The following is a 14,230-nucleotide window of genomic DNA, read 5'->3' as shown; positions in this document are numbered from 1 at the left end:
AGATCGAATAGCGCTCCAAAGTCCAGTGAGCAGGACAACGTCGATGTCTAGCACAGATGTTTCAAAAATGAACCCGACCGCAGCCAAACCGAAGATCAACATTGCCGGACTTCTTATCGAAGGACGTGCTTTCGGCGCACTTCTGGTTATCATCATATTCTTCTCGCTGATGTCACCGAACTACCTGACCATCAGCAACCTTCTCATCATGTCGTCGCATGTTGCGATCTACGGCATTCTGGCGATCGGCATGCTCCTGGTCATCCTGACCGGCGGCATCGACCTGTCGGTCGGTTCGGTGCTCGGTCTTGCCGGCATCATCGCCGGCTTCCTGATGCAGGGCATCACCATCAACGCTTTTGGCGTCATCCTTTATCCGCCGGTATGGGCGGTGACGGTGATGACGTTGGCCTTCGGTGCCTTCCTCGGTTCGATCACCGGCGTCCTCGTGGCCTACCTGCGCGTTCCGTCCTTCGTCGCCACGCTGGGCATTCTCTACGTCGCTCGTGGCATTGCGCTGCTGATTACCAACGGCCTCACCTACAACAACCTCGGTGGCAACGAGACCTACGGCAATACCGGTTTCGACTGGCTGGGCTTCAATCGCCTGTTCGGCATCCCGGTGAGCGTGATCATCCTTGCCTTGCTGGCCGCCGTCTTCGGCATCATCCTGGCCCGCAGCGCCTTTGGCCGCTGGATCTACGCCACCGGCGGCAACCAGCGCGCCGCCGAGCTGTCGGGTGTGCCGGTCCCCTTCGTACATATCTGCGTCTACGCGCTCTCCGGAATGCTGGCCTCGGTCGCCGGGCTGGTGCTGTCCTCGCAACTGACGTCGGCCGGTCCGACCGCCGGCTTCACCTACGAGATGATCGCCATCGCCGCGGTGGTGATCGGTGGCGCGTCGCTTAATGGCGGGCGCGGCAACGTGCGGGGCACCATGCTGGGCGCCTTCGTCATTGGCTTCCTGTCCGACGGCTTGGTGATCATCGGCGTCTCCGCCTACTGGCAGACCGTTTTTACCGGCGCGGTCATCGTGCTCGCCGTGTTGCTCAACAGCCTTCAGTACGGCGGCAAGCGCTTCTAGCCGTCGTCCTTCCGCTCTTCTCTGCTCCAGGCCGGAGGAAAATGCCTGGGCGGAAAGCTTCGTCGCCTGTCTGGCGCGAGAAACAACCTAGGGAGAGAAACATGCCTAACGCCTTCCGCCGCGTGCTCCTGGCCGCAGCTGCCGTGACTCCGATGATGGCCGGCTATGCCTATGCCGACGGCCTTATCTCCATCATCGTGACCGATCCCGCCAATCCTTATTGGTTCACCGAGGGTGAGGTTGCCAAGGCAACGGCCGAGAAGCTCGGCTACACCGCCAACGTCGCCGCTCACAAGGGTGACACCAATACCGAAAGCACGCTGATCGATACCGCGATCACCAACAAGTCGGTGGCCATCATCCTCGATCCGGCCAATGCTGACGGTTCGGTGGGGGCCGTCAAGAAGGCGGTCGCCGCCAACATTCCCGTGTTCCTGGTGAACGCCGAGATCAACCAGGAAGGTCTCGCCAAGGCGCAGTTGGTCTCCAACAACGCTCAGGGCGCGGCCGTCGGGGCCCAGCAGTGGGTGCAGATGGTCGGCGAGTCGGGCAACTACGTCGAACTGTTCGGCAACCCGGCCGACAACAACGCCGCCACGCGCTCGAACGGCTACGAGACCGTGCTGACCCAGTATCCCGATCTCATCAAGGTCGGCCGCGAAGTGGCCAACTGGGACCGCGCCCAGGGCTACAAGAAGATGCAGTCGCTGCTGCAGGCTCATCCCGATATCATCGGCGTGATCTCTGGCAACGACGAGATGGCGCTCGGCGCGGTGGCTGCCCTCAAGGAAGCCGGCAAGCTCGACCAGGTGAAGGTGGGTGGTTTCGACGGATCGCCCGACGCGGTTGCCGCCATCAAGGCGGGCGAGCTGCAGTACACCGTCCTTCAGCCGGTGGCGACCTTCTCCCAGAAGGCAGTCGAACAGGCCGACAACTTCATCAAGACCGGCAAGACCGGCGTCGACACCGAGAAGCAGCTCTACGACTGCTTCCTGATCACCAAGGACAACGTCGACAAGATGACCTCGCCCTTCGTGCTGTCCGAGTAACTCGGCAACGTTGCTCTCCGGTCGAGTGCGAGCGAAAAATCGCCACACGACCGGAGGCTTCGAGGACGAGACGCCCCGCTTTTCGGCCGTCCGGCCCCGTTGGCATTTGCTCCCCCGAATGGACGACGGTGAAGCCGCAGGCAGTCAAGTCGGCAACGGCCGCGCCGCCGAGGTGTGCGGTTTGCAACATGGCCGAAAGCAGGGTCTTGCCCGCATCGCCAGCGCGATGCGGGCCTTTTTTCGTTCGGGTCGGTGCTGAGCTTCGCGGGGGTGATTTGACGATATGAAATAGGCATATGTGGCATTGACGTTAGAAGTATATCAAGACTCGTGGTCATATTATCGAAAATGAAGTGACGTTTGAGAGGCGCTCTGCCCGAGAGGGTATGGAACGTCCGATGCTGCCTGGTGTCGCTTCCCGCGTTCCATCAGGGGATAGAGCCAAGTCGTCGGGCCGGTTCTGGTGGAAGGAGGGCAGAGCGACGGCTCGCGGCTCCGTACTGCGGGCGGCGGCGGAGAGCCGATCTCGGGAAGGGAAAACCGGTTCTGGAAGGGGAAAGTCATGAGAATCGTCAATGCCTCGCTAATGCTCAAGACCAACTTGTTGGTCGGGATGCTGGGCGTGATGGCGCTGCTCGGCAGCGGTTACTCGTCGGTCAACATGCTGATGGTCGACCAGCGCTATTCGGACCTGCTCAACGGCTCGGTGGCAGCCGCCGACTATGTCGGTCGCGCCAATCGGGCGATCTCCGACATCGTAACATCCATGTATCAGAATGCGGCCGCATCGACGCCGGAGCAGATCCAGCAAGCTGCGATGTTGCGCACAACCAGCCGCTCCAACTTCAACAAGTATATCGACTCCGCTGCCAAGGCCCTGCCGGCCAAGGCAGTGGAGCTGAAGGCCATCCGGTCGAACCTCGACAAGGTTTTCCTGGAGACTTGTGGCAGTGTCATGGAGAGGCTGATGTCGTCCGATCGCAAGCAGATCGACGCGGCGGTCGACGACATGCTGAAGTCTTGCACGCCGGCCATCGAGAAGACCCAAGCCACGGCTGTCCGTTTCAACGATCTTTTGCTCAAGGACGTGCGGGCCGAGTCAAAGGCTAGCAATGCCTACTCCTGGCTCTCGATCGGGTTTTCCGCCGGAGGGACGCTTCTCGCGGTCATTATCGTAATGGCTGTCGGGATCGGCTTCATGAGCCAGACGGTATCGAAGCCGCTGCGCCGGCTACTCGGGATGATGGCCGAAATCGAGGGGGGCAACTACGATGTTTCCATCCCGCTCGATGGGCGCAAGGACGAGGTGGGTGCGCTTGCCGACAGTCTCGAGGCTCTGCGCCGGGCTCTGGCCGCCGGCGTGGCCGAGCGCGCTGCCCAAAAGGAAACCGACGCGCGTCACCAGGCGGTCATTGCCGAGCGCGCAAGGCTTGCCGAGCGCTTCGTCGAACGGACGCAGGAGATGGTGTCCGGTTTTGGTGCTTCGTCGATGACATTGGCGGATTCGGCCAACAACCTCACGGAGACGGCCGGCGACACGGCGCGGCAGGGACAGGAGGGCTCGTCGTCCGCCGATCACGCTTCGCAGAACGTGCATGCCGTGGCCGCCAGCGCCGAGGAACTGGCCGCTTCCATCCAGGAGATCGCGTCCCTGGTCGAGCGTTCATCGGTAACGGCAAGCCGGGCGGCGGAAGAGGCGCGCGGTAGCGCCTCCAGTGTCAGGGTACTGTCGACGGCGGTGCACGAGATCGGCGAGGTCGTCAGCATGATCAGCGATATCGCCTCGCAGACCAACCTCTTGGCCCTCAACGCCGCCATCGAAGCGGCCAGGGCCGGAGAGGCCGGGCGGGGTTTTGCGATCGTCGCCGCCGAGGTCAAGGAGCTGGCCAACCAGACGACCGGCGCAACCGAGAAGATCGGCGGCAAGATCGGTGAGATCAAGGCGGCGACCGATACGGCGGAGCGGGCAATGGCAGGCATCGTCGAGACGCTGGCCAGCATCGAGCTGTCGTCCCAGTCGATTGCGTCCGCCGTCGAGGAACAGGGCTCGGCCACTGCCGAGATTGCCCGCAGTACCCAGCTCGCCGCCGAAGCCGCCTCGCAAGTGACGACGATCATGGAGAAGGTCGGCGTATCGTCACAACTCACCGACACGGCAGCGCGGCATGTGCTTACGGTTTCCGAAGAGCTGAAGCGGCAGTCTGCCCAGCTCGGGGAGGAAGTGTGCAGCTTCGTCGAGGAGATACGGGCGGCGTGACGTCGTCGATCTACGCCGGTCGACGGGGCTGATCGCACCTCGCCCATATGCTAAACCACTGTTCGAGCGAGCCGATCGGCCTATGGTCGATCGGCCGTTCGGTTGTCTTGACGCCAGAGGAGCATGCAGGTTCCGTCGTTGGCGCAACGGGGCGAGCGGGAGATCATGAACGACACGGATCTGACCATCCTGACCGAAATCGCCGCAGCCTACTACCTGGAGGAGGAGACCCAGGAGGCGCTTTCTCGCAAGTATCACATGTCGCGCGCCAAGATTGGCCGCCTGCTGCGCCAAGCGCGCGAGGAAGGCATCGTCGAGATCGCTGTGCGAACTCATCCATCGCTCAGCCTGAGGCTTGAACAGGAGTTCGTGAAGCGTTTCGGCGTCGACCGGGTCTTGATCGCCGCCGACAACCGCGACCCGGACGCCCAGAGATCGGCGCTTGCCAATCTGGTGGCCAACTATCTCGACAAGATGCTGCTCGACGGCATGATCGTGGCTGTTGGCATGGGGCGCAATGTCGGCGCAGTGGCCGACAACATCTTCGCCCCGACACAGAAGGCAGTCACCTTCGTGTCGGCGATCGGTGGTTCTCTGAGGGCCGGGGAGTTCATGAACCCCGACCACATCTGTCGGCGCCTCGCCTCCCGCTTCGGTGGCGAAAGCGAAACCCTCTACGCGCCGGCCCTGGTCGCCAACCCGGATATTCGTGCAGCCCTGCTCAAGAACGACACCATCAAGCAGACACTCGACCGGGCGCGGCGCGCCGACATCGCGTTGATCGGCGTCGGCGATCTCAGCGAGGACAGCAACATGGTTCGCATGGGATGGTTCTCGCCGCAGGAAATCGTCGAGGCTCGCTTGTCGGGAACCATCGGCGATCTGATGGGCTACGATTTCATCGACATCGAGGGCAATCAGTCGCGTACGCCGATGCAGGGACGCATCATTGGCCTGACGGTCGGCGAGCTCGGGCGAATTCCCAATGTCGTCGCCATTGCCAGCGAGAATACCAAGGCGGCGGGAATTCTCGGTGCGCTCAGGACCGGCGTCGTCAATACCTTGGCGACAAGCTCGGCCAACGCACACACTGTCCTTGCCCTTGACGATGCGACCAGCAAGCGCCGGCAGCGGGCGCAGCGGCTAGCAACGGGGCAACAGCCACAGTGAGGAGCCGCCGGGTCTTAAGGGATCCGGCGGCGTTGCTTCAACCGAAGACGATCTGCGTCTTGATGACGTTGGCGGGGGCCTTGGCCGCGAACTCGAACGCCTCGACCGCCTGCTCGAACGAGTAATACTTCGAGATCAGAGGCTTGACGTCGATCTTGCCCGAGGCGAGCAGGTTGATCGCGCGGTCGTAGATGTTGGCGTAGCGGAACACGTGCTCGACGCGCAGTTCCTTGGCCTGTCCGGCGACGACGTCGTAAGCCACCGGCTTCGCCGGCATGCCCACCAGCACCGCGCAGCCACCAGGGCACGCGTAGTCGAACAGCGTGTCATAGGCCTTCATGCTGCCGCTCGCCTCGAAGACGGCATCCACGCCCCAGCCGCCGGTAGCGTTCCGAACCCGAGCGACGGCGTCTTCCTTGGAGAGGTTGACCGGCGTCAGTGCCGGATACTTGGCGGCGACGTCGAGCTTCTCCTGCTGGATATCGATGACGAAAACGTCGGAGCAGCCGGCAGCGACGGCTGACAGCGCGGTCATGATGCCGATCGTTCCCGACCCGATGACCGCCGCCGTCGCGCCCGGCTGGATGCGCGCCTTGGTGGCCGCTTGCATGCCCACGGCCAGTGGCTCGACCATGGCGCCCTCGGCCAGGCTCACGTTGTCCGGCAGCTTGAAGGTAAGGTTGGCCGGATGAACGACCTCCGGTGCCAGGCAGCCGTGAACCGGCGGCGTTGCCCAGAAGCGCACGGCCGGGTCGAGATTGTAGAGCCCCATGCGCGAGGCCCTGGATGTCCAGTCGGGAATGCCCGGCTCCATGCAGACCTTGTCGCCGACCTTGAACGACGTGACGTTGGCTCCTACTGCCACAACGACGCCCGCGCCCTCATGACCGAGAACCATCGGCTCCTTGACAACGAACGGACCGATGTTGCCGTACTCGTAGAAATGGACGTCGCTGCCACAGATGCCGACGTTCTTCATGGCGATCTTGACGTCGTCCGGTCCGGGCGTGGTCGGCATATCGATGTCCCGTAGCCGGATCTTGCCGATCTCCTCGAGAACAAGCGCTTTCATGTTTCCTCTCCTCCACCTTTGTATACGCGGCGCTACGCGCCGTGCGGCCCGATCCGTGCCCGCCAGGTCGCCTTGCTCTCCAGGGCTCGTTACGAGGCATCATGATCTGTGATCATTTGATAACATTTATGATCGCGACGAGCAAGCCGTCAGCTGCGACGATTGACTGCCGCTTGTTTCAGGGCGAACCGTGCAAAATTTGCCGGTTAAGTCCGATAAAATACTTTAAAAACAACGGGAGTACGCAGCTCTTCAAAAGGGGCTTGGCATCGTGAGGGGGTGATTGCCTGCTGATCTAGGTGATGAGTTGCATGATATTGAGCGCAAAAATAAACACATATCAGGTAGCAAAATAACAGAATCGTGAAATTGTCATTGACATATGCCCATTCGAATGGCCCTATTGCCCCAACCCGACCGGCGCCCTTCGGGCTTTTCCGGCCGCATAATGAAAATGGGAGGTCCGGCATGGGCAAGCCGAAGAAACTGCTCAATAATCCGGTGAACGTCGTCACCGAGCTCATCGATGGGCTGGTTGCTGCCTCTGGTGGCGATCTGCGCCGCCTTGATGATCGCAACGCCGTTGTGCGCACGAAACTCGCCGAGGACAAGGTGGCGCTGCTGATCGGTGGCGGCAGCGGGCACGAACCGATGTTCCCGGGCTTCGTTGGCCCCAATCTCGCCGACGGCGCGCCCTGTGGCGAAGTGTTTGCCGCGCCGACGCCCGATCTCGTGCTCGACACGTTGGCCGCCGTGGACCGTGGTCGGGGCGTGCTGATGGTTTATGGCAACTATGCCGGCGACAACATGAACTTCGACATTGCCGCCGAACTTGCCGAAGAAGCGGGCATCGTCACCCGCACCGTGCGCGTATGGGACGATGTCGCCGCCGCGCCCCTCGACCGCATCACCGACCGGCGTGGTATCGCCGGCGACTTCTTCGTCATCAAGGTGGCCGGTGGCGCTGCAGCCGAGCTGAAAGACCTAGATGATGTGTACCGCGTCGCCGTGAAAGCGCGCGACAATACGCGCTCGATGGGCGTTGCCCTTGCGGCCGGTTCTATTCCCGAGACCGGGGAACGGACCTTCGAGCTGCCCGAGGACGAGATCGAGATCGGCATGGGCGCGCACGGCGAACCGGGTATTGCTCGCCGCAAGATCACCGACGCGGACGCCATCGCCGAGGAAATGACCGATCGCATTCTCGCCGACCTGCCATTTTCGTCGGGCGATGAGGTTGCCGTTCTCGTGAACAACCTCGGTGCGACGACCTGCATGGAGATGCTGATCGTCACCCGCAAGGTGCATCAGGTTCTCGCTCAGCGTGGAATTTCCGTTCACCGGACGGACGTTGGCTCATTCCTGACCTGCCAGGAGATGGCCGGTCTGTCGATCACCCTGATGAAGCTCGACGATGAGCTGAAGCGCTATCTGGACATGCCGGCTCATTCCTTCGCCTACTCGAGGTCTTGACCATGCACGATACACTTACACCGGCTGAGGCGCGCGACATGCTATCGGCCGTTGCCAGGCACATCGTCGCCAATGTGGACATGCTGACCCAGGTCGATCAGGCGATCGGCGACGGCGATCATGGCATTGGCATGCGGCGCGGCTTCTCCGCTGTCGAAGAGGCCATGGCCGCAACCGAACCCGTTTCCGTGGCGACCGTGTTCAAGGCGGCCGGCACGGCGATCATGGCCAAGACGGGTGGCGCCGCCGGCGCCATTTTCGGAACCATGTTTCGCTCCGGCAGTACGGCTTTTGACGAGCGCACGGTTCTCGATGCCGAAGGCTTCGCCGGCTTCCTCGTGAAGGGGCTTGAAGGCGTCGAAAAGCGAGGCGCCGCCCAGCCCGGTCAGAAGACCATGATCGATGCCTTGGCGCCGGCCGCTGCCGCTTCGGAAGCTGCGATCGCGCGCGGTCTGGTGGACGTCGTCACAGAGGCGACGAAAGCTGCCAAGGGAGGCGTCGAGGCGACCAAGGACATGATCGCCACCACCGGCAAGGCAAGGACCCTTGGTGAGCGGTCGCTGGGGCATCCCGATCCCGGGGCCGTCTCGATGTCGCTGATCCTTGAAGCAATGCGCGACTATATTGCCGCGTGAGCGGCCACGACGGTAATGATGGTTGGCGAGGGGCCGACGGTGGTCCGGCATGAAGAGCGGTGCACGAGGGCTCATGACCTTCGCCGCCGTGAAGCGGAGGCTGAGGTGAGCACATTCTGGATCGGCACCGGCTGGAAGATGAACAAGACGGTTGCCGAAACCCGGCGCTACATTGCCGACCTAAAGACACGTTTGCCAGCCATCACCGGGGGGGGCTGCGCATTGTTCGTCATTCCTCCGTTCACCGCTCTGGCCGCCGCGCGGGAGGCGATCGGCACGACGCCTCTTCTGCTCGGCGCCCAGAACATGCACTGGGCCGACGCCGGCGCCTATACTGGCGAGATATCGGCCTCGATGCTCGATGAGTTCGATATCGATCTGGTCGAACTCGGTCATTCCGAACGGCGTCAGTATTTCGGCGAGACCGACGAAACGATCAACCTGAAGGTGAAGGCTGCCTTGCGGCACGGCCTGAAGCCTCTGCTCTGTGTCGGCGACAGTGCCGAAGAGCGGGCGGCCGGTGCGTCGGCGGAGGCTGTAACGCGGCAGGTGAGGCTTGCCTTCTCCGGCCTTTCCGGAAGTGAGGTCGGCCGTTGTCTCGTGGCCTATGAGCCAATATGGGCGATCGGCGAGGATGGCGTTCCGGCGACCGCCGAGGAAGCGCGGGAGGTTCATGTCGCCCTTCATGCCACCCTCAGGGAACTGGGTGGCCCGTTGGTACCGGTGCTTTATGGCGGCAGCGTCAACCCCGACAACGCGGCCGTGCTCGCCACCGAACCGGCGATCGACGGTCTGTTCATAGGCCGTGCGGCTTGGTCGCCGACTGGCTTCGCCTCATTGATTTCCAAGGCCATGGCGGCCCGAGAGCGTATGGCGCGGATCGCCTCCGGTTCCGCCGTCGCGGTCGGATAGAACCGCGCGCCTGAAGCCCCCGGATTTGCCCGGAATGGTCGATGCCGTTCGTCCCCAGGGGCCATTGCCTGTCGCTAACTTTTCCCCACGACAACGCCATCAAGTCTCGACGATGGTGAGCTTGACGCCCTCCTTGAGAAGGCTGTCGGCATCCGCCTGCGAGAGAGCGCCATCGGTGATCACTTGATCGAACTCGGTCAGCGTTGCCAGCTTGATCAGTGAGGTCTTGCCGAACTTGCTGCTGTCGATCAACAGGATCTTGCGGTCTGCGGCCTCCATCAACGCGCGTTTCGACTTCACCACCTCTTCCTGCTGATGGAAGGCGATCAGACCGAGCACGGTCGATGTCGACATGAACAGGGTGTTGGCGCGCAGGGAGCCGACCGCCTGCTCGCACAGATAGCCGAAGAATGCGTTGAACCGGGCATTGTAGTGCCCGCCGAGGCAGATGGTTTCGATGCCGGGGGCATCCTTCAGCGTATCGATGATCGTCAGGCTGCCGGTAATCACCGTTAGCGGCTTGCAGTCGACGAGATGGGCGGCCAGATGGCCAACGGTCGTCGAATCGTCGAGGATGATCGCCTGTCCCGGCTCGACGAGTTCCGCCGCGGCCTGGGCGAGAGCGTCTTTTTCGGCGTCGGCGAGGCGCGCGCGATACAGAATGGTGCTGTCGGCAAGGCTGGAGGATCGGACCGTCACGCCGCCGTGGACGCGACGGACGATCCCTTGTTCCTCCAGAAGGCGCAGGTCCCGATGGACGGTCATCCGGCTGACACCGAAATGGTCGGCGAGTTCTTCGACCTGGGCGGAACCTGCCGGCAGCAGATAGTCGAGAAGCGCCTTGCGCCGTCCGGTTGGTCCGGCCGATGCTTTCGCTTGCTGGAAGTCGTCATTGTGATGCACAGGACGGATCCGTCGCTGGAGAAGTTAGTCGGACGACGCCGTCGTGGTATCGAACGAGAAGCTCGAAGCGTCATGCGTGCAACCGGAGCGCATCCTCTGGTCGATGGACATCGGGATACACGCGCCATTTTTCCCGTTTTCCAGGCTGAAGGCTGGCATGACTGCTCTCCTGATTGAGACAGTCCCTAACGCAAAATCACAAAAATATCAACCTAATATATCAAACAAACACGATAATCGAGCTCTGGGTGTTATGTTGTGAAGCGTGGAATGCCTGTCGAACGACGTGGCAATGGGAGGCCACATTCCCAGAGACGGGCGATCGATTGTGGTAGGCTTGCCAGCGGCGGTGCGACTATCTTTCCACGCCTGAGAAGATAACGGCGATCTGCTTGCCGGCCTCCGGCTTGGCGATCGCGCCAGCGAGGCCGGCGGTGCCGGTGGCCGAGGCGACGATATCGGTGTGTGTGCGGCCGGCCCTGTGAGCTGCTGCGACCTGCGCTTCGTCTACCACGACGGTCGAGCCGCCGCTTGCCCGCATGCCCTCGGCGATTGCCCACCAGTCGTAGGTCTCGTCGTCGAGGATGCCGTGCGCGAGGCTCGATGGCGTCGTTTCCCACGGCCACATGAACTTCGAACGCGTCTTCGCCGCTGTCGCGAGGTCGATGCCGTCGAGCCGCTCCCAGGCACGGGCCAGAGGCGCGCAACCCGCGGTTTGAACGGTGATCAGCTTGGGAAGCTTGGGCAGCAATCCGTTCGCACGGGCGAGCGCCAGCCCTTGCGCCAGCGCACTGGCCAGTGCGCCGCCGCCAACCTGAACGAAAAGCGCGTCCGGTATGGTGCCGATGCGATGGAATTCTTCCGCCATCTCGAAGGCCAGCGTGCGGCCACCCTCGATCGCCAGCCCGTTGTCGGTGCCTTGCACGCCAAAGGGAATGGCGCCGGCAGCGACCGCTTCGCGGAAGCGCAGGTAGCATGGATCGCCGGTCTCTCCCGGGCGACGATCGCAGATGGTGATCTGTGCGCCGAGCTCCCTGAGCCTTGCCTTTACCGACATGTCGGCATCGGGCGGTATGAACACGTCGAGCGGCCAGTTCGCGGCTCGCGCCACAACGGCCGCCGCGAGCGCGGCGTTGCCGCAGGAAGCGATCGCGAGACGCCGAGACCTGATGTTGTCACCTGCCGGCAGCCGCGCCGTCTCCAGGACGCGCAGATAGAGCATCACGCCCATCAGGTGGCGCGCCTTGTGGGAGCCCGACACGTTGCCGGTCTCGTCCTTGACGAAGAGCGCTCCCGATAGACCAAAGGCCTCGGCGAGAGCAGGTCGATCGGCCATCGGCGTGACGCGGAAGCCGTGTCCGTCGACGGTTGTCAGCGCGTTGTCGAGCTGGCCGACGAGATCGGCCCACGCCGTGTCGGGCAGCCCCGCCTCCCGCGCCAGTCGATAGGGAGACAGCCATGCGCGGTAGCGCAGAAACGGGTCGGTCTCGCTGCCGATAGAAGGCGAGGGCGCCTCGTTGTCGACCACGAGCACATGGTCGACATCATTGCCGTCGGCGTTCGGGCAGCGGAACGCCAGAGCAAGGCCTGCGTCGACCTGGGCGCCGCAGCCGTGGCAGCGAAACCCGACCATGCTCTAGAGGCCCAGCTTCTTGGCGATGCCGCTCTTGGCATTGACGTCGGCGATCATCTCGTCCCAGGCGGGCACGAGGTCGAGCAGGTCGTCCCAATAGGACTGCTTGGCGCGGGCCTTGAACTCCTCGATGGAGACGCCCTGCTGCTCCACCCAGGTGAAGTAGCCGAGGTTGAACACGCGCTTGCGGTCGACATAGGTCATTTCGAGGAGATCGCTGGTCGACGCCGCCGCCAGCGAGCGGCCCCAGGTTTCGCCCGCCGCCACGGCATCGAAGCGGTTGCCGAAATCGCGCTTGATCACCTTGTCGATCTCGCTGCCGTACATGGCGGCGCCATCGGTGGCCAACGTGACGATGACGTCGTCCGGTCCCATGTCGTAATACTTGGCCGTCTTGATCGCAGCCAGCATGTTGCACAGCGACGACAGGCCGAGGTTGGCGAGGTCGGCGACCAGCTTCGGGTCGATGCCACGTCGCTCGATCAGATAGTTGCGGCCGACTTCGGTGTTGAACAGAACGATCAGACGATCGGTGTCGCTGTCGCTGACGCCGGCCACCATGTCGGTGTTCATGACGTTGTGGATGTAGGGCACGTGCTTGTCGCCGATGCCCTGGATGTTGTGCTCGCCGAAGCCGTTCTCCAGCAGCGTCGGGCATTCGGTGGCTTCTGCCACGATGATCTTGGTGCCGTGACGCTCCTTGAGATGGTCGCCGGCCGCCAGCGTGCCGCTCGAACCGGATGCCGACACGAACGCGGCAAGCTTCGAGCCCGGACGATCCCTGGTGATCGCCTCGAATATCGTCTCCAGCGCCGCGCCGGTGCAGGTGCGGTGGACGAGGTAGTTTCCGAACTCGCAGAACTGGTTGAAGATGATGTTGTCGGCGTCGCTGTCGAGGCGAGCGCACTCGTCGTAGATTTCCTTGACGTTGCTCTCCGAGCCAGGGGTCTTGATGACGTCGGAGCTGTCCACCACCCACTTGTCGAGCCAGTCGAAGCGCTCGCGGCTCATGTTTTCGGGCAGAACGGCCACGCCATGGCAGCCGAGGATGCGCGAGATGGCGACGCCGCCGCGGCAGTAGTTGCCGGTGGACGGCCAGACCGCCTTGTGGTGGCCGGGATCGAACTGTCCGGTGACGAGACGCGGCACGAGGCAGCCGTAGGCGGCCAGCACCTTGTGGGCCTGGATCATGGGGAAGCGGTTGCCGAGCGCCAGCACGATGCGCGCCTTGACGCCGGTAAGCTCACTCGGGAGCTCGACATAGTCGGGAACGTCGGTCAGCCCGTTGCGAGTGGCATCGTTGAACCAGTGTACGCGGAAGAGATTGAGAGGATCGGCCACGTCCGGGTCGACACTGTCGAGGCGCTTTCGCACGACGTCGGGAATCGTCGTGGGGTCCGCGAGCTGTGCCAGCGTGGGCAACAGAACGCCCGCCTGTCCGAGACGGGCGATGGTCCGGTCGAGAACCTGTGTATCGACGACATTCCGCTCCAAACCCAACCGCGCCATGTTCTGTATCCCCTTGCTCGTTCTTGGTGGCTGCCCGAGCGTTCTCGCCAGTGCCGAGCCACGTGTTCCGTCCGTGCGGCGATCGATGGTCCATCACCTCGACCGGCTTCCGTGCAACCACATCCGCTCCATGGTGGTGCGGCGTTCGCAGTAAACCATGTCTTTCACGGTCCACAATGACGCGGTTCCGCAAGCGGCGACATGACATGCCGCAAGTCCTGTCGCGCCAAGAAAGCACTGAAGCCTGGAAAGCTGCCGTCGCGAAGCAAAATGGAATAGGCTGGAACCCTTGCTGACGCAACGGCGTACGCTGTCTCCCGTACGGGCCGTGTCGTCAGGAGGAGGGATGGTGAGGCTCAAAGCAAGGCCGGCGGTTGCCGTACCGGGGGCTTGGTGCTATTTGCCATACATGCATCAAGAGTCGGGGCGACGCCCGACACCAACCTGCTCCCGAGCAAGGTGGTGCCCTTCGCAAGAGGGGGATGTGGCCGACCGGCAACCAACGGGACACCAGCCACGCGTCGCTCCGCTTC

At 62.9% G+C, this 14,230-nt stretch carries 11 protein-coding genes and 1 riboswitch; of the genes, 7 read left to right on the top strand and 4 right to left on the bottom strand.

The features are described 5' to 3' along the window. Positions 1-43 precede the first annotated feature (43 nt). The 4 genes from M4J39_RS08325 to M4J39_RS08310 all read left to right on the top strand — a co-directional run bounded on the left by M4J39_RS08325 (position 44) and on the right by M4J39_RS08310 (position 5,560). Complete coding sequence (locus M4J39_RS08325) at positions 44-1,084, top strand: ABC transporter permease (RefSeq protein ID WP_251727344.1); 1,041 nt, start codon at positions 44-46, stop codon at positions 1,082-1,084. A gap of 101 nt (positions 1,085-1,185) precedes the next feature. Next, a complete protein-coding gene (locus M4J39_RS08320; protein WP_251727343.1) occupies positions 1,186-2,133 on the top strand; it encodes a D-ribose ABC transporter substrate-binding protein in 948 nt (315 codons plus the stop codon). Positions 2,134-2,695: 562 nt separating this feature from the next. Next, a complete protein-coding gene (locus M4J39_RS08315; protein WP_251727342.1) occupies positions 2,696-4,390 on the top strand; it encodes a methyl-accepting chemotaxis protein in 1,695 nt (564 codons plus the stop codon). Between the two features lie 165 nt (positions 4,391-4,555). Beyond that, a complete protein-coding gene (locus M4J39_RS08310) occupies positions 4,556-5,560 on the top strand; it encodes a sugar-binding transcriptional regulator (RefSeq protein ID WP_251727341.1) in 1,005 nt (334 codons plus the stop codon). 37 nt (positions 5,561-5,597) lie between these two features. Here M4J39_RS08310 and M4J39_RS08305 read toward each other — a convergent pair whose 3' ends face one another. Beyond that, positions 5,598-6,632 (bottom strand): NAD(P)-dependent alcohol dehydrogenase, encoded by a 1,035-nt coding sequence (locus M4J39_RS08305; RefSeq protein WP_251727340.1) that lies wholly within the window; start codon positions 6,630-6,632, stop codon positions 5,598-5,600. Positions 6,633-7,100: 468 nt separating this feature from the next. Here M4J39_RS08305 and M4J39_RS08300 point away from each other — a divergent pair, with 468 nt between their 5' ends. The 3 genes from M4J39_RS08300 to M4J39_RS08290 all read left to right on the top strand — a co-directional run bounded on the left by M4J39_RS08300 (position 7,101) and on the right by M4J39_RS08290 (position 9,652). Continuing rightward, positions 7,101-8,105, top strand: coding sequence for a dihydroxyacetone kinase subunit DhaK (locus tag M4J39_RS08300; RefSeq protein WP_251727339.1), 1,005 nt, complete (start codon positions 7,101-7,103; stop codon positions 8,103-8,105). Between the two features lie 2 nt (positions 8,106-8,107). Further along, entirely contained in the window at positions 8,108-8,740 is a 633-nt protein-coding gene (gene dhaL / locus M4J39_RS08295; protein WP_251727338.1) for a dihydroxyacetone kinase subunit DhaL, read from the top strand. Between the two features lie 105 nt (positions 8,741-8,845). Further along, complete coding sequence (locus tag M4J39_RS08290; protein WP_371875420.1) at positions 8,846-9,652, top strand: triose-phosphate isomerase; 807 nt, start codon at positions 8,846-8,848, stop codon at positions 9,650-9,652. 99 nt (positions 9,653-9,751) lie between these two features. On the opposite strand, the gene M4J39_RS08285 is transcribed toward M4J39_RS08290, so the two are convergent. From M4J39_RS08285 to M4J39_RS08275, 3 genes are all read right to left on the bottom strand, one after another. Beyond that, positions 9,752-10,555 (bottom strand): DeoR family transcriptional regulator, encoded by an 804-nt coding sequence (locus M4J39_RS08285; RefSeq protein ID WP_251727337.1) that lies wholly within the window; start codon positions 10,553-10,555, stop codon positions 9,752-9,754. 355 nt (positions 10,556-10,910) lie between these two features. After that, positions 10,911-12,188 carry a PLP-dependent lyase/thiolase gene (locus M4J39_RS08280; protein ID WP_251727336.1) on the bottom strand — a complete coding sequence of 426 codons (1,278 nt, stop codon included), beginning with the start codon at positions 12,186-12,188 and terminating at the stop codon, positions 10,911-10,913. 3 nt (positions 12,189-12,191) lie between these two features. Then, positions 12,192-13,697 (bottom strand): pyridoxal-phosphate dependent enzyme, encoded by a 1,506-nt coding sequence (locus M4J39_RS08275; RefSeq protein WP_251727335.1) that lies wholly within the window; start codon positions 13,695-13,697, stop codon positions 12,192-12,194. A gap of 406 nt (positions 13,698-14,103) precedes the next feature. After that, a riboswitch (SAM-I-IV-variant riboswitch) is annotated at positions 14,104-14,210 on the top strand. Positions 14,211-14,230: the final 20 nt, after the last annotated feature.

The organism is Pleomorphomonas sp. NRK KF1 (genome assembly GCF_023721755.1).
Lineage (GTDB): Bacteria > Pseudomonadota > Alphaproteobacteria > Rhizobiales > Pleomorphomonadaceae > Pleomorphomonas.
This window is presented reverse-complemented; position numbering and strand designations above follow the sequence as displayed.

Excerpts from the sequence above, each read along its gene's own strand:
- dhaL (WP_251727338.1), top strand. The coding sequence starts at position 8,108 with ATGCACGATACACTTACACCGGCTGAGGCGCGCGACATGCTATCGGCC.
- M4J39_RS08275 (WP_251727335.1), bottom strand. The coding sequence starts at position 13,697 with ATGGCGCGGTTGGGTTTGGAGCGGAATGTCGTCGATACACAGGTTCTC.
- M4J39_RS08310 (WP_251727341.1), top strand. The coding sequence starts at position 4,556 with ATGAACGACACGGATCTGACCATCCTGACCGAAATCGCCGCAGCCTAC.
- M4J39_RS08320 (WP_251727343.1), top strand. The coding sequence starts at position 1,186 with ATGCCTAACGCCTTCCGCCGCGTGCTCCTGGCCGCAGCTGCCGTGACT.
- M4J39_RS08315 (WP_251727342.1), top strand. The coding sequence starts at position 2,696 with ATGAGAATCGTCAATGCCTCGCTAATGCTCAAGACCAACTTGTTGGTC.
- M4J39_RS08305 (WP_251727340.1), bottom strand. The coding sequence starts at position 6,632 with ATGAAAGCGCTTGTTCTCGAGGAGATCGGCAAGATCCGGCTACGGGAC.
- M4J39_RS08325 (WP_251727344.1), top strand. The coding sequence starts at position 44 with ATGTCTAGCACAGATGTTTCAAAAATGAACCCGACCGCAGCCAAACCG.
- M4J39_RS08300 (WP_251727339.1), top strand. The coding sequence starts at position 7,101 with ATGGGCAAGCCGAAGAAACTGCTCAATAATCCGGTGAACGTCGTCACC.
- M4J39_RS08280 (WP_251727336.1), bottom strand. The coding sequence starts at position 12,188 with ATGGTCGGGTTTCGCTGCCACGGCTGCGGCGCCCAGGTCGACGCAGGC.